26 protein-coding genes are annotated in these 22,633 nt (G+C 57.8%); 15 read left to right on the top strand and 11 right to left on the bottom strand.

Features of this window, described 5'->3' with window-relative positions; genetic code table 11:
- The 3 genes from LKG04_RS08815 to LKG04_RS07445 all read right to left on the bottom strand — a co-directional run.
- On the bottom strand, positions 1-177 hold a 177-nt coding region (locus LKG04_RS08815; RefSeq protein WP_363301063.1), incomplete at its 3' end, for an adenine-specific methyltransferase EcoRI family protein.
- A gap of 42 nt (positions 178-219) precedes the next feature.
- Positions 220-531, bottom strand: a complete 312-nt coding sequence (mobC, locus tag LKG04_RS07450) for a plasmid mobilization relaxosome protein MobC (protein ID WP_291763647.1) — start codon at positions 529-531, stop codon at positions 220-222.
- Positions 532-850: 319 nt separating this feature from the next.
- A complete protein-coding gene (locus tag LKG04_RS07445) occupies positions 851-2,152 on the bottom strand; it encodes a Y-family DNA polymerase (protein WP_291763644.1) in 1,302 nt (433 codons plus the stop codon).
- Positions 2,153-2,534: 382 nt separating this feature from the next.
- Here LKG04_RS07445 and LKG04_RS07440 point away from each other — a divergent pair, with 382 nt between their 5' ends.
- The 3 genes from LKG04_RS07440 to LKG04_RS07430 all read left to right on the top strand — a co-directional run bounded on the left by LKG04_RS07440 (position 2,535) and on the right by LKG04_RS07430 (position 4,854).
- Entirely contained in the window at positions 2,535-3,146 is a 612-nt protein-coding gene (locus LKG04_RS07440; protein ID WP_291763641.1) for a hypothetical protein, read from the top strand.
- Positions 3,147-3,626: 480 nt separating this feature from the next.
- Entirely contained in the window at positions 3,627-4,340 is a 714-nt protein-coding gene (locus tag LKG04_RS07435) for a hypothetical protein (RefSeq protein ID WP_291763639.1), read from the top strand.
- A gap of 139 nt (positions 4,341-4,479) precedes the next feature.
- Positions 4,480-4,854, top strand: coding sequence for a hypothetical protein (locus LKG04_RS07430; RefSeq protein WP_291763637.1), 375 nt, complete (start codon positions 4,480-4,482; stop codon positions 4,852-4,854).
- 90 nt (positions 4,855-4,944) lie between these two features.
- Here the strand turns inward: LKG04_RS07430 and LKG04_RS07425 are convergent, their stop codons facing one another.
- A complete protein-coding gene (locus LKG04_RS07425) occupies positions 4,945-5,265 on the bottom strand; it encodes a hypothetical protein (protein ID WP_123645328.1) in 321 nt (106 codons plus the stop codon).
- Between the two features lie 270 nt (positions 5,266-5,535).
- On the opposite strand from LKG04_RS07425, the gene mobC (LKG04_RS07420) reads away from it, so the two are divergent.
- Genes mobC (LKG04_RS07420) through LKG04_RS07410 form a run of 3 tightly spaced genes read left to right on the top strand, consistent with a single transcriptional unit; the run spans position 5,536 to position 8,497 of the window.
- On the top strand, positions 5,536-5,970 hold the full coding sequence (mobC, locus tag LKG04_RS07420) for a plasmid mobilization relaxosome protein MobC (RefSeq protein ID WP_123645329.1): 435 nt from the start codon (positions 5,536-5,538) through the stop codon (positions 5,968-5,970).
- The gene (locus tag LKG04_RS07415) at positions 5,967-7,667 is read left to right on the top strand and encodes a relaxase/mobilization nuclease domain-containing protein (protein WP_123645330.1); all 1,701 of its coding nucleotides are present in this window, start codon (positions 5,967-5,969) and stop codon (positions 7,665-7,667) included. Before mobC (LKG04_RS07420) ends, LKG04_RS07415 begins: the two co-directional genes overlap by 4 nt.
- A gap of 14 nt (positions 7,668-7,681) precedes the next feature.
- Complete coding sequence (locus tag LKG04_RS07410) at positions 7,682-8,497, top strand: hypothetical protein (protein WP_123645331.1); 816 nt, start codon at positions 7,682-7,684, stop codon at positions 8,495-8,497.
- Here LKG04_RS07410 and LKG04_RS07405 read toward each other — a convergent pair whose 3' ends face one another.
- From LKG04_RS07405 to LKG04_RS07375, 7 genes are all read right to left on the bottom strand, one after another.
- A complete protein-coding gene (locus LKG04_RS07405; RefSeq protein ID WP_123645332.1) occupies positions 8,498-8,959 on the bottom strand; it encodes a DUF4913 domain-containing protein in 462 nt (153 codons plus the stop codon).
- Entirely contained in the window at positions 8,956-10,683 is a 1,728-nt protein-coding gene (locus tag LKG04_RS07400; protein WP_221179690.1) for a type IV secretory system conjugative DNA transfer family protein, read from the bottom strand. The genes LKG04_RS07405 and LKG04_RS07400 overlap by 4 nt, the downstream gene beginning before the upstream one ends.
- Positions 10,683-12,149, bottom strand: a complete 1,467-nt coding sequence (locus LKG04_RS07395; RefSeq protein ID WP_123645333.1) for an ATP/GTP-binding protein — start codon at positions 12,147-12,149, stop codon at positions 10,683-10,685. The genes LKG04_RS07400 and LKG04_RS07395 overlap by 1 nt, the downstream gene beginning before the upstream one ends.
- A 15-nt stretch (positions 12,150-12,164) precedes the next feature.
- Positions 12,165-13,676 (bottom strand): SCO6880 family protein, encoded by a 1,512-nt coding sequence (locus tag LKG04_RS07390; protein WP_123645334.1) that lies wholly within the window; start codon positions 13,674-13,676, stop codon positions 12,165-12,167.
- Between the two features lies 1 nt (position 13,677).
- Positions 13,678-15,240 carry a hypothetical protein gene (locus LKG04_RS07385; RefSeq protein WP_291763624.1) on the bottom strand — a complete coding sequence of 521 codons (1,563 nt, stop codon included), beginning with the start codon at positions 15,238-15,240 and terminating at the stop codon, positions 13,678-13,680.
- Positions 15,241-15,247: 7 nt separating this feature from the next.
- The gene (locus LKG04_RS07380) at positions 15,248-15,484 is read right to left on the bottom strand and encodes a hypothetical protein (RefSeq protein WP_291763621.1); all 237 of its coding nucleotides are present in this window, start codon (positions 15,482-15,484) and stop codon (positions 15,248-15,250) included.
- Between the two features lie 488 nt (positions 15,485-15,972).
- A complete protein-coding gene (locus LKG04_RS07375; protein ID WP_123645336.1) occupies positions 15,973-16,293 on the bottom strand; it encodes a hypothetical protein in 321 nt (106 codons plus the stop codon).
- A gap of 304 nt (positions 16,294-16,597) precedes the next feature.
- Between LKG04_RS07375 and LKG04_RS07370 the strand changes: the two genes are divergently transcribed.
- The 9 genes from LKG04_RS07370 to LKG04_RS07330 all read left to right on the top strand — a co-directional run.
- Positions 16,598-16,804, top strand: a complete 207-nt coding sequence (locus LKG04_RS07370; protein WP_123645337.1) for a helix-turn-helix domain-containing protein — start codon at positions 16,598-16,600, stop codon at positions 16,802-16,804.
- Entirely contained in the window at positions 16,801-17,853 is a 1,053-nt protein-coding gene (locus LKG04_RS07365; protein WP_123645338.1) for a lytic transglycosylase domain-containing protein, read from the top strand. Before LKG04_RS07370 ends, LKG04_RS07365 begins: the two co-directional genes overlap by 4 nt.
- Before the next feature lie 10 nt (positions 17,854-17,863).
- Positions 17,864-18,505 (top strand): hypothetical protein, encoded by a 642-nt coding sequence (locus LKG04_RS07360; RefSeq protein ID WP_123645339.1) that lies wholly within the window; start codon positions 17,864-17,866, stop codon positions 18,503-18,505.
- On the top strand, positions 18,502-19,755 hold the full coding sequence (locus tag LKG04_RS07355) for a MinD/ParA family ATP-binding protein (protein ID WP_291763614.1): 1,254 nt from the start codon (positions 18,502-18,504) through the stop codon (positions 19,753-19,755). The genes LKG04_RS07360 and LKG04_RS07355 overlap by 4 nt, the downstream gene beginning before the upstream one ends.
- Positions 19,756-19,875: 120 nt before the next feature.
- On the top strand, positions 19,876-20,829 hold the full coding sequence (locus tag LKG04_RS07350; protein ID WP_291763611.1) for a replication protein RepA: 954 nt from the start codon (positions 19,876-19,878) through the stop codon (positions 20,827-20,829).
- A gap of 298 nt (positions 20,830-21,127) precedes the next feature.
- On the top strand, positions 21,128-21,310 hold the full coding sequence (locus tag LKG04_RS07345; RefSeq protein ID WP_123645342.1) for a hypothetical protein: 183 nt from the start codon (positions 21,128-21,130) through the stop codon (positions 21,308-21,310).
- Between the two features lie 141 nt (positions 21,311-21,451).
- Positions 21,452-22,039: a ParA family protein gene (locus LKG04_RS07340; RefSeq protein WP_291763604.1), complete on the top strand. Its 588-nt coding sequence runs from the start codon at positions 21,452-21,454 to the stop codon at positions 22,037-22,039.
- Positions 22,040-22,089: 50 nt separating this feature from the next.
- Positions 22,090-22,305, top strand: a complete 216-nt coding sequence (locus LKG04_RS07335; RefSeq protein ID WP_123645344.1) for a plasmid partition protein ParG — start codon at positions 22,090-22,092, stop codon at positions 22,303-22,305.
- 95 nt (positions 22,306-22,400) lie between these two features.
- A partial coding sequence (locus tag LKG04_RS07330) for a hypothetical protein (protein WP_291763592.1) occupies positions 22,401-22,633 on the top strand: 233 nt, incomplete at its 3' end.

The raw sequence follows: 22,633 nt of genomic DNA, 5'->3' as shown, positions 1-22,633 counted from the left end.
ATACCTAGTGAAGTTGCTCCACTCCGGATCATCGCAAGGCAAAAGAATCGTCTTGTCCTTGAATACATCTTGATCATAGTCAAGATATGCATTCATCTCTTTTTCAATGTCTGCATACTGGGTATAAAACTCGTCGCTCTTTGCCTGCTTTGCTGCTCCAAGATTCTCATTGGCCATACATGCATAGTATGCCAGACAGGGAACCAACCTATCCTTAAATCATAAATTCATGTCGCCACGGGCATCATCATTATCTTTATTTGATGAGCTTTCCGCATCTCTGTCCGTGAGTATCGGCGGGTCCACGCGTCCGCCCCCATCCCTGGCGATGGCCTCGGCATCGTGCATCAGCTTCCAGGCGCCGTCGAGCTGGCGATAGCACTTCTCAAGCTCACGCCTCACCTGCCGGAGTTCCTCGACCGTGACCAGATCCTCCTCGTTGCACTTCCTGGCGATCTGATTGACGTTGATCCCGATCCGGTTGACCTGCGCGGTCACCTTGGTGAAGTCGAACGGCGCCTCGATGGCCACATACCGTCCCTTCAACAGCATCGTACGCGCATACGCGTTCCATCCCAGCGGAAACACGCTGCTGGCCCTCTCCAGCCGACAGCTCCGATACCGCCGACGATGGTCAGACTGATTCTGACCATCTCCAGGATGTTCTTGGTCTCGGGGTGCAGGTCCCAAATCATTGATCCCAGGAACCTGTAGCATATCCCAATAAAGGTGACTGCCGCCAAAAACACCCACAAAGCTATGAAGCCGAGGAGTGCCAACTTTTCACCTAAACTGGCATCTTCCCATTTGTTCCTTCTCGACTTATGTTTTTGTGCCATGTTCCCTGTTCTTACCTCGCCTTGACGACACAGAGTTCGTCCCACCTGGTGGTGCCTCGGTTGCTGAGCCGCTGTCGTTTCATGTTCCACTTCGCGCCGGTTTCCTGTTTGGAGCGGCCTTTGCCTTTGATACCGGCCCATCCGATACCGACGCTTTGAGTGCCGAATTTCCGATTGGCTTGGTCTAGGACCATGCCCAGGCCTTTGTCCCTTCTGGCGTCCATGCCGTCGAAGGTTGTGTATGAATCGGCGTCGGTGAGGTTGACGAGCATGACCCCGGCCCGCACGTATTTGGCGTGTGGGTCGATCATGTGGCGGAGTCTCGCCGCGGCCGCCCTGGATATCGTCAGGGGGTCGTCGGACGGGTCGGCGAGCACGATACCGCCGCTTCTGGCCTGATACTCCTGACTGTATGAGCTGGTGGCGATGAACACGATGATCACGCCGGTGAGTGAACCCTGGCGTCGGAGGCGCACCGCGGCCTGCTGTGCGTATGTGCTCACTGCCGCCGACAGGTCGGGCAGCCCCGTGATGGGATGGCCGAACATACGGCTGCACATGATCTGCTGTTTCCTGGTTCCGCAGATCGCGTCGAAATCATCGAGCTCGATGGCGGGTACACCCCGGAGTTCCAGGACGGTTCGTTGCAGGAGCACGGAGAAGCGGTGGCGGATCCTCGCCGAATCCGCGCGGGAGAGATCGCCGGCCGTCAGGATGTTCATGGCCTGGAGTTTGCGGGTCAATCGTCGGCCGACGCCCCACACTTCGGACACATCGATCCGGTCGAGCACATCCGGGGACTGGGATCTGAGCGAATCCCAGTCCCCGATGCCTCCGCCCCGGTGCTTGACATAGTGGCTGACGATCTTGGCCAACGTCCTGGTGGGGGCCGTGGCGACGGTCAGTGGGATGCCGACGCCCCTCAGCACCGTCTCTCTCATGAGCCGGCACGCCTCACCGGTGCGCTGCGGGTCATGGAAACCCTGGAGGAAGCATTCGTCGATCGAATAGATCTCCTGTCCGGGCATGATCGCTGCCATCAGGTGCATCATCCTCGCGGACAGCGAGGCGTACAACTCGTAGTTGCTGCTCCTGGCGATCACCCCGTCATGCTCAGCCTGTCCCCTGATCCGGAACCAGGGCTGGCCATTGACGATCCCCAATTGCTTCGCCTCGCGGCTGCGCGCGACCACGCAACCGTCGTTGTTGGAGAGCACCACGACGGGACGATGCATGAGGTCCGGGTGGAACACCCGCTCACAGGATGCGTAGAAGCTGTCCGCATCGGCCAGCACGAACGTCCGTCCACCCATCGTCGCCGCCCTTCCTGAGGATGTTCATCCTATCCGCCGGCCACGATGTGCCTTCCGTGATCCGCCGGCCGCGTTTTCGACGAGCCGGGGGAGAAGGACCGCCCTTGGCGGGGCGGACGATGCCCGTCGTTCCACGGCCCGATGGCCGTGAAACTCACCCGGTTGGATGGGTGGGTTTTCCTGCCACCTTCCACTCTGGCACAACCCGCTGCGAGTCAAGACGGAGCGTCCCGGCCCACGCCTCACTCCGGCCAGGGGATCGAAAAGCATATCCCCTGGCCTTCGCTCCCCGTGTTCCGAGCCGCACACGTCTTGACTCTCCGCTTCCTGTTGTGCCTCATTCCAGGTGTCAGGAAAACAGTTGACCAGGAAGGAACCGACCATGAAACTCACCACTACCCCGACTCCATACGAAACCCTCAGAACATCCCTGAGAACCGGAGTCCATGAGAACGGCGTGACGAAAACGGTGCAACGGTACAGTGAGCCGCTTCTGCGCGAATGGAGGGACAGTGTCACGAACGGGGACGACATGACCAGCGCCGAAACCCGGCGCCGCCTTGTCGTCGGCATGAGCGAGGTTATTTCAATCCGTGACGCGCTCATCCTCGCCACTCTCAATCCGTCCACGCCGCTTGCGACCTTGGAGTCGATAGCAAGCGAACCCCACATCCCCGAGAACGTGCGGCGCGTCGGTGCGGTGCTCATCGAGGCTTTCGACAATCCGGAACACACCCCCGACGCCGCCGCGATGGCGGCGACGAAGAAGATACTCGTCGCCATGATAGAGGAAACGGGCGGCGAAACCGAGACGGACCGCGAGTATCTGGCACAGCCGTTCGCCGCGCTTTCCTACATCGAATGGTGGGACAATCATGCTCGCGAAGCGATGCGCTACGCCGAAAAGGCACTAGCCGCCGACCCGAACAACACACTCTCCACCATCGTCATCACGGCGTTGAAGCGGAACATCTCACCGGCCTACATCCAATGATGGCGTGGGCGTTCCCGCCCACACGCCGACTCCGGCCGGCCATCGCCGGCCGGACGGTCCGGCGATGGCCGGTAGGCCATGGAGTGATCGCCGCCGCGATCACAGATGCCATCGCGTGTCCTTGCCGGACGGGCATGGCACGCGCCACCAACAGGCGCTTGCCATGAAACAAACACGGGGGAGGACGGCAGAAGACGCCGCCCATATTGCCGCCGCGACGACGCCACGGCGTCATGACGCGCATCCCCCATCCCGCCAAAAACGGGTGGGACGGGGCAGGAAAAGGAGCAGCCTACGGCTGCTTCCTCTCATTTCTTTTTGACCGGTCGGCATTCGCCTTGGATCATATCGCAGTCGCGGAACCCGTCAACGCGACGCACACGAGCAAGCTCGGAGCGTCGCTCATGACGGAACCCGCTTGGTGCGATAACGCTTCGCTTGACCAACCGGCCAAAAAGAAAAAATGTGGGGTTAACCATCATGAACACGACCATCAGGGCGAACAGCATGCAACAGGCACAGAACAGACTGGCACGCATCACAGCAGAGCGTGCGGCAAGCGAACGGGCCGCACGAAGCGAAGCGCATGCGATACCGTTCGGACAACCGAACATCGAGGGACGCGGCGACATCTACAGGCATGTGAAGCAGGAATGGCGACGTGCGTCACGACTGGCCGACGAGGAAGAGCGTGCGGCCGACCGCGTGGACATGCTCGAAATGGTCGAGAAGTTCAAGGAAAACAACGAGCAGTTGCAGGATGTTCGCGTGGTCGGACGCACAAAAAGTGCAAGCGTGGGGGCCGCCACGAGCGTCAACAACCTCGACTATTTCAAAAGCGAGCTAGCCCAGATGATAGCCGACAACGAGGCTGCGAAAGCATGGAACAAGAACCACAAAAACGAAAAGAAACAGACCCACGGGGCGAAAATCACGCAACTGAAAAGAAAAATCGCACACCTGGAACAGATGCAAGAACAAGCCGAATCCGCATCAATCAGCGAGCACAGCCAACAGCTCATCGACAGTGGAGCCGTCACCCAATGGAAGAAGAAACCCGTCTACTACTTCGTAAAAGGACTGCGGAAAGTAGCACTCATCCTCGATGAAAGCGGCAACTTTCAGACGTCGAACCGCTACCCGCCCATGAGCGAGGAAGCACAGCAGCGAGTCGCCGCGCTCATTCGACAGTAGGGGCAAGCAGGGTGTCCGGGAACATTCCCGGACACCTCCACTGCTTTTCGTCTGATGCGTTTTTCCCGCCCCGCACACGGTGCGGGGCACTCAAAGCCACTTGAAATACCAACCAAATAGATCGCTAAGGAAGCAGACCATGCACGTATTAACAGACACTCAAGGCCGACCGTTGAACGGTACCAACTCGTTCGGCGAGCCTATCACCTACGCCGTCACCCGGTTTCGCAATGATGGAACGCTCGCCCTCATGGCTGTGTACGCCAACGCGCAGGGCGACGTGCAAACCTATCCGCTGAGCATCAATCTCGCCGCATACGGGTACTATCCGAGGCCCTCGCACACGTTCATCGACAGCACCTACCTGCACGCCATCAAACCCCTCATCGAGCAGGAACATGTGCGTGTGGATGACACCATCCGATACGGCACGTTCAATGAAAAAGCCGCAGCAATTGAATTCCTCATCCCCGATATTGAAGCGCGGGCTGACGAAAACTGTGAAGATCGGTAATCCGATACGCCTATCAGGAACCAGGAGTGCCCCCACTATTGTGGGGGCACTTTTTTGTATAGGAACGTTACCGGCTCATTTACAATGCAGTCATTGCTGCTCTGGCTCTGCATTCTGTACTGCAACTGTATTCTGCTCTGATTCCACTGGTTCAGTGTCATTCTTTGCAAGCTTGCGGATACCCGCCGATACCAAACGGGATTCAGCAGTATCAAGTCCTAAACCGGCAAGCAGAGCAGTCTGATTCATACCGTGGGAGCGCATCAGCTTTTCACAGGTAGCCGCGATGTCATCGACGTTTACTCGAAGCCGGTTTATGGATTTATCAGCAGCTTTGAGCAGGGTCTTCTTTTCGTTGAGCTGTTGTTCTTCCTGCTCGATAAGCTGCTGGATGTTGGTTGTAGTGGACATGGTATTCATCCTCTTTCCATCACTTTATCTTTCTTATGATAACACGGAATATTACAAATAAAAGGAAATATGAGACCAATAATGAAATTGGTCTGCGCGAAATTTCGCGAAGCTTCGGCGAAGCCGAATCTGGGAGGAGATGGAGTCTCCGACGGAGCAAGCTAAAAGATAGGTTACTACCTATCTACTTGGCACACGAAAGTGTGCAATAATAGACATTGTCATGTCATCCCGGTTCGAACCGGGTCGCTGCGCTGGCGGGAGGTGCTGATGTTGGAAGACAGAGATTTGCATAGCCATGCGCGTGTGCGCCGTGGCAGGTTGCCTAATGGCGAGGCACGATCCCATGTGCTGCGGGTCAAAGTGAGTCGTGAAGAAAGGGATGAGCTGCATCAGAGGGCGGTTGAACTCACAGCAGGGAACATTTCCAAGCTGCTGGTATCAGCAGCTCTATCCATCCAGATACAGGACGCCGACCGCAGAGCGTCAAAAGAGGATATCGATCGCCTGACACAAATGTTGTTCCATTACTCTCGCCAGATAGCGGCCATCGGCAATAATGTGAATCAAATCGCCAAGGCAGTCAATGCAGGTGATCGATATGATATGCAGCTTATGAGAGGCGAGCTGGTCAAACTTACTGCTCTGACCAATGAGGTCAGAGACGTTATTGTCCGAGAGCGAAAGCGAGGAATGTTCCAATGATTCCCAATATAGTTCGCGGCAGCCAGCCAATAGGCCTCATGTCCTATCTTGCAGGACAAGGAAGACACAACGAGCATACCGAACAGCACTTGATCGCCGGAGAGGGAATCGATGCATGGCGGTATGAAGATACCATGCTATCTGCGCAGGATGCACGCGATATCGGAAAACTGCTCGATGATCCGGCCCGTCTGAATAATGTGTCAATCAAGCAAGGACACATCTGGCACTGCTCACTGAGTGTGCCTAAGGAAGATGGCGTGCTGGACGACGATGAATGGAGAAACATAGCGGAGCAATTTCTTCATCGTATGGGTCTGGATGATGCGGACGGCACTAAAGCTCCGATTCGGTGGGCTGCCATTCGTCACGGCCAAAGCCGCGAGGGCAACGATCACATCCACATCGTTGTAAACCTTGTGCGCGAAGACGGCACTAAGGTGTTCCTTCGCCATGACTATCAACGTGCACAGCAAGTATGCCGCGACCTGGAACGAGAATATGCCCTCACGCAAGTAGGCAACGATATAGCTCAATGTGCGACACGCGGCTACAAGGCCGGTGAGTTGGAAGCCCGCGCCCGTCGAAGGGCCAAAGCGAAATTCACTCACGAGAATAATGCACTCGACTGGCGAAAGCTTCCTCCTCAAGAAAAGGCAAGGCTCATCGCGCAACAGCTGCATCATGATCAGCCGCGTGAAGCCCTCGCGCTACGAATCCGCGCTACGGCCGTACGATCGCAGAATGAAGCGGAATTCGTACGCAGACTGCGCGGCCAAGGAGTGCTCATCCGGCCGCGTTTCGCAGCGCACACCACGGACGTTGTGACCGGATATTCCGTGGCTGAGAAGCCTGTGTATGGTGAGAAGCCGATCTGGTATGGAGGAGGCACGGTTGCTCGCGACCTGAGTCTGACCAGGCTGCGTGCAAGCTGCGGATGGACGGATAGTATCATCGCGTCGCAAGAGGCGAGCGATGAATGGCTCGCGGCGTTCAAAGGACGCCGAGTCGTGCATCCGCGAGCCGACGAGCAGGTTGCGCAGCCAAAGGAAGTTGCTGATGCTATTGCGAAGCTGAATGATCGGCTACGCATGATACCTGTCGATGACCGCAGCACATGGGCGCAAGTCGCGCAGGAAACAGCGGGAGCATTGGCTTCCTGGTCGCGTGCCGTTGAGCCGCTGCCCGGGCCAATAGCGCGGGCGGCGATCACGTTGAGCCGAAGCGCCCAGACATATCGCAAACCCGATCCTGCGGCAGTGCATCCACGACACGCTATGTCGGAGGCCGCGCTAGCATTCTCGCTGCTTGCCGTCGGAGGCCGCGGAACGGTTTCATCAGCGATTATGTTCCGTCAGCTTTTCCGGACGACACTTGAAATCAGGGCGGCCATGCAGGCACGCGGCGAAGCCTATCAGGCTCAGTCGCTGCTGCGCGTGCAGGAGCAGGAGTTGATGCAAATCGCAGGACAGCTTCCCTCGGCCGACTACGTGGATGCCCCGAGCGCCGAGGTCTCGGCCGAAAAAGAAAGTCAGGCCGGAGCCAGAGCAAAGACCTACGAGCACGATATTGATGCGATGGTCAATCTGGCGCACGCTACTCCTATCGCTGTGGGCATAGGCGAAGGATCAGTCGCTGCACGCGGGAGAAGCCAAATTTTGGCACCTGATGGAACAGAAAACCAACCAGAAAGATAATTAAGGAGATCATCATGGCAGTAGAAGCAGCCGACGATCAGGAAATCTTCGAGCAGGTCAAAGCGCCCCTACGTTCAGCGGCCACCCTCGCAGGCATGGGAATAAGCAATGCAGCGAGCAGCAGCACCGCTGACGCCGTAAACAGGCGCAATCGCGATGTGCGGCAGATTGCAGAAGTGCGAAGTCGGGAACAGGCAATGCTGGACGCCAGCAAGGCCAATCTGGAACCGGTTTTTGATGCGGACTGGGTTGATCGTGCATCAACCCGTGAGGTTGCCGCCCGCTATCAGGAGGCGATGGCATGGCAGGGGCGCGATCCTCGTCTCGATGAAGCTGCGGCGCATATCCGGGATGTTGTGCGCGATCGGTATGGCGTTGACATCGCGACCCTTGACCGCGAAACTCTGGAACAAGCTATTACCCACGGCGAAATCGATCATGGGGATGCCGTGCAGGCTGGACTTCAGGAGGATAATGAACGCGACGCCGCAGGCAACCTGATGAACCAGGCCGACCAACTGGATGCCCAGTCAGCGGAATCCGACGACCCGCAGACAAGTCAGGATCTATCTGAAGCAGCCGAAGAGATGGGCGAAGAGGGCGTTGTCGCTTTCGATAGTGCCGAACGACTGCAACATGAAGCACAACGGCTGACAAAGGCGGCTCTTGACGACCATCAGGTAGAGGACGCGATGCGAATCGAAATCTCTCATGCCCAGCCAGTGAATGAAACAGTCCGCGCCAGCAAACCCGTGTCTAAGAAGAAAGGAAAAGCCAAAGGCTTTTCCAAAGGCAGAATTCGCACGCGCGGTGCAGGACCTGTACGCTGACTACTGCTCCATTACCATGTACGGCTCGTCATTCCGCTCATCCCGAAAGCGGCCCTTGGGCGGAATGGCACAGGGCAGCGGCTCGTCGTAGCCACATTTGGTTTCGGACTCCGCGAAAGGGCCGGACGGACTCATCAGCCGATCCATCGTCGGATCGCAGAAATCCCGCCACCAGACCGCCATCGCATCGCCCTTGTCCGTACGGCTACGCTCCCAGACGCGCCATAGCTCCGTGATGCGCGACAACGCCTCGGGGCAGTTGTACCAGTCGGCACGCCATTTACGCTCGGAAGTCCCGCAGCGCCGCTTGTACATGTGGCGCAGCCACCGGTAGAAGAAATCGTAAGCATTCGCGAATACCGCAGTTTTCTTAGATTTGGATTCGCCTGGATGCCTGGCAGTGCCTTCGTGCAGCGATTCGTGCAGCAGCTCGGACATCTCGTCTTGCAATGATCCGCTCATGCCTCGTCCCCGGTTCCATTGGCGTCGTTGATCGATGCCTGTATGGCGTCGGCGTCAGCCCGCCGCATCCAAGGCATCGTCTTGAGCAGCACTGGCCTGTTTCCGGACGATAGCAGCAATTCCCGGCCTCGTGGCAAAGATGCCAGATCGTCGATCGAGAGAATCGTATCGCGAGAATTGGAAACGTTCGATGACGAGTGCCCCTGCTGGAAGCCGACCTGCCGCTGCCGATACTCGTACTCGCCAACCAGACCGCTCATATCGCGCAGGAAACCCTCTTCCCGGACTCCGCCCATGTAAAGACTCATATTGGCCGCAGACCAGAGTTTCTTCATACCAGCGGCCCCCCAGACGCCCTCGCCCTGCGACCAGGATTGCAGGAACGTCTCGATGATGATGCCCCGCGAGCCATAATGCGAATAGAGGTCGGGCAGGTCGCGCCAACGGCAGACATTCGCCGCTTCATCCAAAACATTCAGCATCGGCTTTTGCAAGCGTCCCCCCGGCAGCGTTCGAGCGTAGGCCTCGGCCGCCTCAGTAACCGCTGCGGTAAGCGCCAGCGTCAACGCCCCGGCGCTGCCTTCGCCTTCACGACTCATTGAGCAGAGCGTGTCGTCTGATCTCACGAACGCAGCAGCGTCAAAACATGGCAGCGTTCCCTCGGCCGGAGGGTTGACCCAGCGCATCGCGCGACGGTTCGTCAGCACACGGCACAATCGCATCGCGGTCGCATACACCCCTTGGCGCTGCTTGTCCGGAGCGTCGATATCCGCTTCAAGACCGTCGGCAATCTGCTCATACTCGTGTTCTATCAGAATATCGACAGGTCTGCGGTCATTAGGATGTGTCAGCCAATGCCAAATACGGGTAATGGGCAGGCCGTCCAACGCGGCAGCGAGCAGCAGCGCACTGACGAGATTCTGACCGGCGGAATCGAAGAACGCATCTTTCCGCGCATCAGGATCAGTGGTCGCAGCCATGAAATAGCCGGCCAATTTATCGGCTTTTGTTTCATCGGTGACATACGACAATGGGTTCCACCACCAGGTCTGCGGCTCATCGCAGACCTGCTGCGGGTCGAAGGCCCACACTGTGCCCTTGCATGAACGCGGGCCTCGTACCGCATCAATGATATCCCGCTTGTTGGAAGTGGCCAGCACCGGCCCTGGCGCATCGAGGATCGAAGGGATGACCAAACATGTCGTCTTGCCGGTACGAGGCCCGGCGATGGCGATAAGCAAATCCTCCCACGTCATGTACACCTTTGCGCCGGAGGCCACGAGTCGGCCGAGCACGATTCCCGGCGTATCCGCCTGCACACCGAGCCGTTTCGCTACTTCGGCCGCATGCCGTTCACGCAGCGACTCGATGTCACGGCCGACGCCCATATGCTTCGCGGCATCATCTACGCGCGAGCGGCCACGTCGCCTTTGCGCGTAGAACCAGAATCCGGCGGCTACCACACCGCACATCGCCACGGCCACAAGTCCGACTGCGATCCAGCCGTAGAAACCCGGCCAAGTCAGACTGCGGTCGGCTAGGCCGAATGCCACTCTATAGGGGTTCGTCATCGGCGGAGCCGCATGGGTTTTGAGCAATGTGCCCAGCCACCAGCCGCACCAGGCTAACGCCAGCGCCAGCAATGCAATGGCGACGCCGCCAAAAATCAGGATATTCTGATCGCTCAGGCCGTTCGGCTGCTTGCGTCGGTTATTCGTTGCCATCAGATTGTGGCTCCTACGTCGGGAGCATGCCATAATGCATTCGTGTCATTGACATGCTCCTCTAGCTCCGTGAGATCGAGGTGGAATGGGATGCCCGGCCGCCCGCCGACCTTGACGAGGAATTTTCCACGTCCGGGAGGCGCGATCTCGCGGCCTAGGCGGGCGTCCCAGGAGGGAGGGTCTTGCCATGATGTCAATAGCTTGGTTTCCGCGTTGCTGACGCGCACTGCCGAATTGAGCAGCGGCATCTCATTGTCGGGCAGGCCGCCGCAGATCACCATGCCGGAGCGTTCGATGAATCCCCGGGCTTTATACCGGTCAGCTTCTACCGGCAGCGACATCAGGTCATGTATCGTGTGGGTGATGAGGGCCTGACCGACGCCAAACGAACGGTTGAGTCGTGTCACCTGATCGACCCTATCCACCATGCCGGAGCCAGAGCGCAGAGCGCTCCACAGCTCATCGAGCACCAGGAAATAATGCCTGAGCTTTTCCAAGCCTGCCTCTGCCAGAATGTGATTCGCATCTACTGAGCAGAATCCCGCGTCCCAGCAGGCCATAAGCGCGGCCGCCCGCTGATCCTGGTCGGCTTCGTTAATGGAGGAGAGGTCAAAGGCGACCGGCCGCGTGGGATCCATCTGCTCGCTGGTTTGCCGCGAGAACAAATCGCCCATAGCGCCGTCGCCGGAGAGTTCGATTAAAGAGGATTCGAGATTTTCGGTTATCTCCCGATATCGTTCGTCGCTGCCCCGATCCAGCGCGACATTTCGCACCGCCTGCGGAGCAGAGCGCAGCACGTCGAGCAGATCACGCATCGTAGGCGGCTTGATGCCGAAACGATCGTCCAGCACGCGCAGCGCACGGTCGATGATGGTGCCTTCCCGTTCGGTGGGCTTGCTGCCACGGGATATCGTGATAAGCGCCCGCACCATGTTTCGCCGCCGCGAGTGGATGATGGTATGCAGCTCGTCGCGCCGCTCGCCGGAAAGACGGTTCAGTGAGTTCAGCGTGCCGCCGGGATCTAGCACATTGATGGAGCCGACGCCCGGCCCGATGCGAATCACTTGTCCGCCCAGCGCCCGCACGACATTGACGTGCTCGGCCTTGACATCACCAAGAAACATGGTGATGATGCCCTGGTAGGCGTAGCCGAGTGCCCAGCGGCGTACTACGGTTGATTTCCCTAGTCCTGGCAGGCCTATGATCGAGGCTGAAGGGTTGGATATCAAGTGGGCGCGTTGGAACCAGTTGATGGGGTCGCAGCACAGCGTCGATCCCGTGAATAGGTGGCGTCCCATCGGCACGCCGATCAGCGGCGTTCCTGCACCGACGGTGAACGGCCACAGGCCGCACGTCTGCATTGTGCTGCCACGGTATTCGGTGGGGGCCTGTATGACGGTGTTCCAGCCTCCCGCTGGCCCTCCATAGCCGCGATATCCTAGTATGCCTTTGCTTACGCTGCTCATCTGGCTCTCCTCAGGTTAAAGCTTGTCGGAATATTCGGCCGGGACAGCGGTGAACTGTCTCATGTTCAGCCCTAGCGGCAAGGCGGCGGCGAAGGCGCTATCCTGGCTGCCGTAGACCGGCCTGAGCCTGATGCGTGCTGCGGAGCCTAGCGCCTCGACGGAGGCCATGACATCGGCCTTGTCGGATGCTTCACCCATCGTGACTGTGACGAGGCACGAGAAGTTCGCCAGTCCGGCACCGCTGGCTTCCTCGCTCGCGGTCTGGTCGGCGGCGCGTTTGCGCCTTTTAAGCCGTTCCGGCGGTTTTTTCATGCTGTTGACCGCGTAATCGGCCGCATTGACGTCGGAATCAATCACATCAGGCGTCTTGTCGGCCGGGACGGGACGATACAGCCAGGTGACCCGTTTGCGTAGCACGTTGGATTGCGGGGACAGCAATCTGGTGAGGATGTTGGATTGCACCAGTCCGCGCGGTGCAGTAGTCATTTCCCATGTCACCGACCTGCCAGAATCATGCCGATAGTCAGACCAGCTTGACTGGCTTGCCATAGGGCCGCAATTATCCCATTGAAGGTCTATCGGCTGACCATAGGCTGCCGCCTCGTCAAAGGAAGCCGCTGTCGCCGGGTCATAGGCGATACGCACATAACGGCATAATTCCTGAGCGGTCAATGGGATGCATGCGCCTGCGCCAGTCTGCTGGATTTTCTGGCACAGATACGTAATCCGAGTCGCGATCTCCCCCATCATTTCCTGCTCGCGGCGGCGACGCCCTCCACGGCGCGATCGGTCGGTATACGAGAAGGCGAGATAGGCTTTCACTGCGCTGCTGCCCTGCGGGTATGTCGCCACAATGTCATTGAGTACCTTGACCGAGAACGAAGCCGCAGTCGAATCCTGGTTGCTCAGCACCTCCTGACGAAGTTGCAGGGGGTTCGCGGGCAAGGTCTCTATTGTTGCCGAGAAGTGAGTGAGGCCGGGTTCATCCGCCATATCGGCCTGAAGCTGTCCCCACCGGGCCACCCACGTATCAATCTGCTCCTGATCGACCAAATCCTCGCCTGCGGGCGACGCTTCCAACACGATCGTGTAGGTATGCTGCCTAGGCACCCGCAGTAAGGCAAACGGCCGATCTGTGCCATCATGCCCTTCCGACAAGCTTGATTTCGCCAGAATGCCTGGAAGCAGCACCGACCCGAAGGGACTGTATCCTAATGCTCCCGCTCTATACATGTTTTCCTTCTTCCTTTGGCTCCGCCACCAGCCAAACGCTACGACGAGCTTCGATCCGAGGCTTTTTCCGTACTTGTCACGGCGGCTTATCAATGCCACTATGCCGATATCGATTGCGAACACAGCTATGGCCGTGATCCAGTCATTAGCGAAAACAAACGGCAACGCGACGAAAATGCCAATGAAGAACAATGCCGATCCAAGCGTGCCGATGCCCGGTATGATGCCCGGCGTCGTCGGCTGAATCCAATTGCCGTATGTCCGTGGTGCCGCAGCCTTATCTTTATCGTTCATCTCACTTACTCCCACTGACTTGCTTTGCACCTGATGCTGACTGCTCCTCGGAATGGGATACCCCCTGAGAAGAGGGCGAACCCGAGGGGGATGCCCCGCCGGAATTGGAGACTGCCGTGGCTCCCGCCGGAGAGGACGAGCCGCCCGCCGACTGATCTTCGGCAATGTTTTGCACCGCTCCCTTGGCTTTTTGCGCCACTTGCACGGCTCCGGCGGCAGCTACACCCACTGGGCCTGCGGCAGCACCAGCTCCGGCGGCAGCCCCCGAGGATGCGCCCGCGCCAGACGCCGCAGCAGAGCCGCCTGACGGAGCCGCCGCTGCTTGCGACGCCCCTGACGTTGAGGATGCGCCCGCGCCAGACGGCTTTGAGGAGCCGCTGCGAGCGAGCATCATTGCGCCAGAGGGCAACGCTGCGGCCGCTCCCCCGCCGGAGCCGCCGGAGGCCATCGATGATACGGCAGGAACAGCGAATTTCATCAGCGCAGGCAGGGCGATAATCGCCATCACCATAAAGGAGAATCCTACAAGCACACCGCTGATGTTGCCTTCCGTAGATCCAAAGGCCTTGCCAGAGATCATCCAGAAGCACGTCGCATAAATGATCGATGCTGCGGGCTTGTACAGGATGAACGCGGCAATCCAGCCGAGGGAGCGGTGATACCATTGCATGCCCCAATCGGTATTGGTATTGGCCGATGCCAAAGGCAGCACGCCGGTCATGACCACCAGAAGGCCGGAACGGAAAATCATCAGAATGATCTGAACAATCGAGGCGATCAGACAAAACAGCCCAATGACGATGACTGTGATGGCACCGCCTGGCATCGAGGCAGAGAACACCAGCGACTTTGTAACCGCCGTGCCAAAGTCGCTATCCGCTGCCGAATTGATGATCCATGTCGAGAAAGCGTCGCCGAGCTTCAGGGCCGCTTGAATGATAGTGGTTCCTGCGCCCGCCACGACGACGAGGCGCAGGATTGCCTGAAGCGTATCCTGCCCCGGCTCAGCCCGCTGCTGCCATAATAGACGGCACATGCCGATGATGATGGACAGCACAGCCGCGACCATCATGTAATACCACAGATGATTCTGTAATTTGGCGACCACGCCGCCGACATTCGTCGGCCCGGTTGCCAGTACAGCTGAGACCAAACCGCTGGAGGCTGAAATGATGACCACCGCGACCAGAATCATCCCCAGTCGGCCGAGGCCTTCGCTGGCATCGCCGCGACGAGATTGCATAGCGAATCTCACGGCTAAAATGATGATGGAGATGCCCGCTATGGCGAACGCGATCCATTTGGCGTACCCGAGAATCTGCGAAAGCCCTGTAACATCATCAGGCATCGCCGCCGCAGCGGCATCGGTTCCAGAAACATCAGGGGTCGGCACGTTCATCCACATCGTCGCGAAGTTTTTGGTGGCGTTCGCCACCGCATCGCTGACAAGGTTCGCGAAGATATCGAAGATGCCGCCAATGAGCTTTCCCACGCCGCTTTTCAGCAGATCGGCCGGTGAATGGCTTGAGAACCAGCTGCCGACATCATCCATCCAACCAGGCATAGCTAACCTACTTCCCCTCGTTCCATACGACGTATCCGGACAGGCTGCTGATGACGCTTGACGTAATGGGAGCCTCGGATTCTGAGCGCAGCTTCCAATCGCCATCAGACCACACGAGGTGATAGACGATGCTCATATCGATGCTTTGCCCCATCGATGTGCCTCGATAAGCGAGATCGACGACTGCGTGGGACGCATCGTATTCAAGCACGCGGAACCCGCCCATCTCTGCACGCGAATCCATATCCTGATCCTGGGAGCCGAGGCCCTTGCTTCGTAGCGAGTGCACAATGGTCTGATATTCCGGCCCTTGGCCAAAAAAGCTAATAACGGCATCGACATTCGACGTGATTTGCGGGTTGGTCATCATGGCAGCGATGTTGGCCGCCGCGAAAAGCGATCCCTCCGGCGTATGAGCAAAGCAACTGCGGACGCCGGATGAGGAACTTGTTTCGCCGGGGCCTATAGCGGGCGATGTCGGGTACGGCCACAACGACTGATCCTCATAGCCCCACTTCGTCACATGCGGCGCGGCCGTAACCTCTCCGGAGGCGGCGAAGCCAGGAAGGCCACAGATACTGCGATCTGTGGCCGCTTTCGGCGGTTTCGATGCGGCTGTGGACTGGTGGGCCGTCGGAGACGGAGAATCCGCGTGCTTGGCCGCCCCGCATCCAGCCAAGCCAGCGAGCAGAGAAAGCGCGGCGGCGGCCGCCATGTATCTCTTCGCTCGCATCACATGCCCGCTAACGTGCCGACTAGGCCGAAAGCGGCCCCGACAATCACTACTGCGATCAGCCCCTTGCCGATGCCGCTGATTCCCTCGTCGTCATCGCCACGACGGGAATGTATGACCCACAGGATGATAGAGATGATGATGCCGACGCCGCAGGCGATGAAGCCGCCCCACTTTAGCCATCCCATGAGCGTCACGATTCCAGAGGTGCCCGGAGGCTGCGTAGGAGCGGGATTCGGTATGTCCGCGAGCACGACGGCGGCGTTTTGTGCCCGAACCGCCAGATGAGTCGCTGCCGCAGCGAGTGATGCAATGTGCATGGTGCACTCCTTCTAATTTATTTTTCTATGCGCCGCGCGTCGAAGCCCCCCCCCATATGGACTGACCTCGATTGCTGACGAACCGAGAGCGGCGACGGCCGTTGAGCACAACGACCGACTTTCGATCGTAACGCTTTGCCATGGCCATTCGCGGCTCTGAAACCAGCATACAGGATAATACTGATATTTTCCATTATATTCAATAATATATAATGATTTGCCATTATTTATCATACGGTATACGCTACTTGTAGAATATGTAATGCCGTACACCACCGTGTTGCATACTCCAAAGGAAAAGTTAATGGACATCCGCCAGACGCTAAGTGATTACCCGAACCTGCTGGGGGTGCCGGAGGTAGCGCAGATTCTCGGCATCGAGCCGAACACCGTCTACATCTGGCTCCGCAACCGCAAGCTGCCGGGCATCAAGGTGGGCAAATCCTGGCGCGTTTTGAAGGAGGACATCATCACGTATCTGGAAGCGCATAAGACAGAGCCATCGACATGAGCGACGAGCACGACAGCGGAAAGAAAGCCGTTATCGCTGCCGCCGCCATCGTCGTACCCGTCATGCTGTTTCTGCTGCCCATGCTGGCTATAGGCGTACTGTTAGGCACCCAAAACAACCAATCGCAGGGCGGGGGCGCAGTCACGAACGTCCCGGAAGCGTACCGGGCCGATGTAAGCAGGGCCGGAGGCGTCTGCACGACCATCACCGCGCCGCTGATCGCCTCGCAGATCAACGCCGAAAGCGGCTGGAATCCCACGGCTTCCAGCGGCGCAGGAGCGCAGGGAATAGCCCAGTTCATGCCGGGCACGTGGAAAACCGCAGGCAGGGATGGCGACGGCGACGGAAAGGCCGATGTCTGGAACGCCCATGACGCGATTTGGAGCCAGGGCAACTATATGTGCGGCTTGGCAGGCCAAGTAGCCGGTCTGCTGAAGAGCGGCAAGATAAAGGGCGACACCGTGCAACTTGCCCTCGCCGCCTATAACGCGGGCATCGGTGCCGTCATTTCAGCGGGAGGACTGCCGAGCATCCCCGAAACCGTGAACTACGTAGGAGCCATCATCGCGAAGATGCCCTACTACACCGACACCTCCTCGTCTGGCACGGGCGCGGGAACCGTCGGCACTCTCACACCAAAACTGGTGATGCGCGATGCCACACATGTTAATGTGGAGGCCACCGGAACCGATCAATCGTCATCCTCGTATGCGAAATTCCAATGCACGTGGTGGGCTTTCATCCGCCGCAGGCAAATCGGCAAACCAGTAAGCGACCACATGGGCAACGGCGGCGAATGGGACAGCACGGCGCGGTCGCTCGGCATGAGCGTCAGCCTTGATCCACGTCCAGGTGATGCGATCACCTTCCATCCAGGCGTGCATGGTTCCTCGCCTGTCTACGGGCATGTCGCCATCGTCGAACAGGTCAATGATGACGGCAGCATCCTAATCAGCCAGTCCGGCACCGGATGGATGGCCGTCGTAACCGAAACAATCTCCAAGCCAGCGCTCTCCGCGATGGGCAACGGAATCGCATTCATACATTAAGGAGCAGCAAATGAACCTGAAAAGAACAATCGCCTGCGGTGCATGTTCCGCGCTGCTCATGAGCCTGGCCGCTTGCGGCCAGCAACAACAAACGGCACCGCCGATTAGTTCGGCATCGACGCCAGCGATATCATCCCAAGGGCCTGTAGCGACGGGAAACAAGGCACCAGACGGCAGCGCCATACCTGGCGATGTACAGTGGCTCAGCGATCTGCCCGATCCGCGAACCATCGACCGCACGCAGGCCAGCGCGGTCGCTCGCGCATATGAGATCACGCTGCATTCCTGGGATACGGCCACCGACCGGGATTCCAACGCAGGTTATATGCGCTCGTCGATCTACGGCGACGCAACCTATCAAAACGCCATCGCATCCCAAGCCCACCGACCGGCCACGGGAGACGCCATTTTCGTCAACGCCCGGCCACATCGCTCATATGCGACAGCCGCAATTCGTCACGCAGGCAGCGACGGCGTGAGCGCCGACGCAAACAGCAGCTCGATCACCGTGGCTTGGAGACAGACCATTATTCCACGCGACAAATCAGGCAACGACACCCGAGACGGCGTTGACTACGTACAACTCAAACTCACAGATGGCAAATGGGCCGTCACCAGCATGGTTTTATCTACGAAAGGAACAGCACAATGACAACAGAAGAAAAGCCCACAGCGGAGGCGCAAATCGGCACCGACAGCGGCCAATTGCTTGTCGACGGGCATGAATCAACGCTATCCGGGTCAATGGATGACATGCTCGCGGAAGCGCTGCAACGAATCCGTCTCGTAGCAGGCATCCAACGAAAAGACATCCTCGCCTCAATCCAGCAGCCCTCAGGACACCAATTGCTGCTCATACACCCCGACGGCAACGTGGAGGAACAACCGGCAGAAACCGCCGACGACTCACCAGCCAGTCCTTCCCCCACGGAACATGATGCCAGCGCCACCCAAACTACAGCCAAAACACCCGGCATCGCCCAGCACGCGAGGCACAGCTTCCTCTCAAACCATCAAGCCGAAGAGCCAGCGAAACAAGGATGGCGCGGCACGCTCACCCGCATGGGCCTCCGCATGGCTCCGAGCACACAAGAGCGGGCTGAACGAACTGACGTATTTCGCGTCTCCCAACACTGGCCCGGCCCACGAACCATCGTGATAGCCAACGGCAAAGGAGGGGCAGGGAAAACACCCACCGTGGCTCTCCTCTCCGCAGTTTTCGCACGATATGGCGGCGGCCCGGTACTCGCATGGGACGCCAATCAGACGCGCGGCACGCTGGGCTGGCGCACCGAACAAGGCCCCCACGACAAGACCAGTCTCGATCTGCTCCCCCAAGTCACCCGGCTGCTCGGCACCAGCTCTCAATCGGCCGACCTCGACCACTATGTGCACCATCAGACCGACGACCGATACGACGTGCTTCGCAGCCAGCCCCTCGCCCTCGCCAGCGACCAGCGCATCGGGCCAAAAGACATCGACGGCATCTGGCAGGTCGCCGCAAAATACTATCGCCTCGTGTTCGTGGATACCGGCAACGATGAAAGCGATCTGGCCTGGCAGCGCGTAATCGATCACGCTGACCAGCTCGTCGTTGCCACCACCACACGCGACGATCACGCTGAGGCGGGCGCACTGCTGCTCGAAGCACTACGCAACCGCGACCAGCACAGCGCCACCCTAGCGGATGGAGCCGTCGCAATCATCAACCAAGCCGACCCCAGAGCCGCCGCGGAAGAAATCAGCCGCATCCATGATGGCTTCGCCGATCTGACCCGGGCAGCGGTCACCATACCGTGGGATTCCGCAATGGTCGATGGATGGCTCAAATGGGGCACCCTGCATGCGGCCACGCAACGAGCATGGCTCACCGCAGGATCAGCAGTAGCCGAAGGCCTGTAATCCCGCAAACCCGCCAACATCGTGCTACCGTTGAATAGAAATAAAAGAAATAAAAGAAGCCTCCGGACTTTGCGGATCCAGAGGCTCTAAGAACACAACCACTATTCGGGAGTGATTGATATGAGTAATACTACTACAAGCGATGACGTTAGCCTTCGCAACGGGCATACCGGCGCGGAATGGCAACAGCTCAACAGCCAAGAGCGCGTCTATCTCATGAGCGACTTCTGCAAATTTTCCCTACCCTATACCGACCCCGGCAACATCGAGGCGTGGCGTCGCACCAATGGTCATACGCTCTACACTGTGCACCCGGCTGAACATATCGGCGCTGACGGATACATCCATCCTAATTGGCTGTACGGCAAAATCGGCCGTCTGCTGCTCATCTGGCTCTCCACCCAAGTAGTCCTGCGGAAAACCGATGAAAACCGCACTGTGACCCTGCCACGAAGCCTCAACAGGCTCATGAGAGACCTCGGTGTCGAACGTGCCAGCGGCAAACCCAACAGCCGCGACTACGCACGCTTCCGCACAGCCCTCACTGCGGCCGCAGGTTTGCATATTACGGTAACAACCTACGACGGCGACGATGCCGCCGGTAGCGTACGAGGGCAGAACCTCATCGTCGCGGATGAATACGAAATCACCTGGTCTGCGCAGACCATCGGCCAGGACTCGACCATCACGCTTAACAAAAACACGTATGAGCGCATGCAGAACAGCACTCCCCTCGACGCCGCAGCCGTGTTGCTGCTCACCAGCACCAGCCCCTTTACCCGAGGCCGCAGCCGAGGCCAAGACCTCGACCTATACTGCTGGCTCAACGCTCGCAATTACGCGCTCACCCACTCCCCTACGAGGCAGACCTCCCCTATCACATGGCAGCAGCTCGCACAGCAATTCGGCAATACGTACACCAACCTGCACGATTTCGTCAAACGTTTTAAAATATCCTTAGAAAACGTTCGCATGGTGTGGCCCGATCTCAATGTAGAGGTCATAAACGGCACAGGCATCGTTCTGCATCAGTCCAAGCGCAGCGTAAAGCCTAAAATGAAACTCGCTATCTAGAAAACTCTGGCCCGCGCAAGCGGGCTTTTTTCTTTCTCATTCTTCGTGCTTGTTGTCCCCTCATTCTTCGTGCTTGTTGTCCCCCGCGTGCCAAGATTCTTCGTGCTTGTTGTCCCGCCGCTTCGTGCTTGTTGTCCCCCTCTACCCCATGAAATGCCTTGCGCGAGTAAGCCTAAAACGGTCTCTCATATAGTTTTTCCTGTAGTTTCTTTCCTGTAGCACATACATATAGAGCAAGCGAATATAGCTCGCCATTCTTTCTCTCCCATTTTCCATCACACGCCGCTAAGCTTGCATCATGACAGGTATCACTGATATTCATCAACTGCTGCGCGAGACTTTCGAAGCCATCGGAAGCCAGCCGGACAGTCTTCGGCACATGAAACGGTTTTTACACGATCTCTGGGTACAAGGCGCTCTTGATGATGACCAGCATGTGCAGCTGATGAAAGAGCTACATGAAAACCCTTTCAGCTTTTGACCTGTAAAAAGCCCGCCGCTGAAAGAATCGTGCAAATCCAGCAGCCCAACATATACAAGAATTACAGAAAAGCAGAATTGTAGAAAACAATAAATATGCTACAATAAAGACATAAGTACAGAAATACAGAAAGGTACGGCTATGGCGCATTACATCACGTTCGCTAATACCAAGGGAGGCGCGGCCAAGACCACATCCGCTTTGATGTTCGGTCTCGTTTTGGCAGCACGAGGAGAAAAAGTAGAAATCCGCGATACCGACCCGTCCGGCGGGGCCACGGACTGGAAAAAGATGGCGCAGAAAAACGGCACCCCTCTGCCCTTTCTCGTGCATAGCGCGAATATGAAAGAGGTGGACGAACCGCCCGTGGACGACGCCGACTGGGTGCTGATTGACACTCCCCCATTGCAAGCCGAAATCATCCAGGCGGCCATAGCCGCCGCTGACCTCGTTATTCTCACCACGCAGCCGAGCAAACTGGATGTCACGCGGGCCATAGAGACCGCCGAAGCCGTAGACAAGCCCATGACCGTATTGGTGACGCGTGTCGATGACCGCACAACCGAATGGCGCGAATGCGAGCAGCGGCTCAAGGAAGCTGGACTGTCCCGCCTTGACTCCTATATCAAAGCCCGAGAAAGCATCAAGCACGCCGTCGGCACCAACAATGTGCCATCCGGCAGCGGATACAAGGAAGCCGTGGATGAGGTCATGGCGGCCTTCCGCTAAAGCTTTCCAATACTGACAAACTAGAAGAATAAAGAGAAGGAGACAGCATTATGGCTATCGACATGCATAAAAAAGCCACGCGCAACCTTACGGATGTGCTCAAAGACAAAACCGGGACAGTCAAAGAGCCAACCAAGCAAGTCAGCCTCTACCTGCCGATAAGCAAGCATCGCAAGCTCAAAATGGAGGCCACCAGACGCGGAACCTCGATGACCAAGATCATAGAAGAGTGGATTGAGAACGAGCTTCCACAGGAACAAGAATAACATAAAAACAGAAAACAATAAAGACAGAAAACAATAAATATGCTACAATAAAAGGAGAAAAGTAGAAATACAGAAATCTATAGAGAGGCAGCACAATGGGTTTCGCATCGGGAGATTACACCTACGTAGCGGGAAACCTCGCAGCAAAGCCAAGAGTAGGAAGATTCGAAAACAACGACGGCACCTACGACGAGGTGATTTGGATGACTCTGGCCGTGAACCACACGGACATGCCTACGGAATACGTCGAACTGGAAGCGCGAGGCAAGACCAAAGAATACATCAAAAACCGCCTGTTGGCACCGGCAAATCCGCTAGGAAAAGGATC

The organism is Bifidobacterium sp., assembly GCF_022640935.1.
Taxonomy (GTDB): domain Bacteria; phylum Actinomycetota; class Actinomycetes; order Actinomycetales; family Bifidobacteriaceae; genus Bifidobacterium.
The sequence above is the reverse complement of the archived record's forward strand: the minus strand, read 5'-3'. Positions and strand labels throughout refer to the sequence as shown.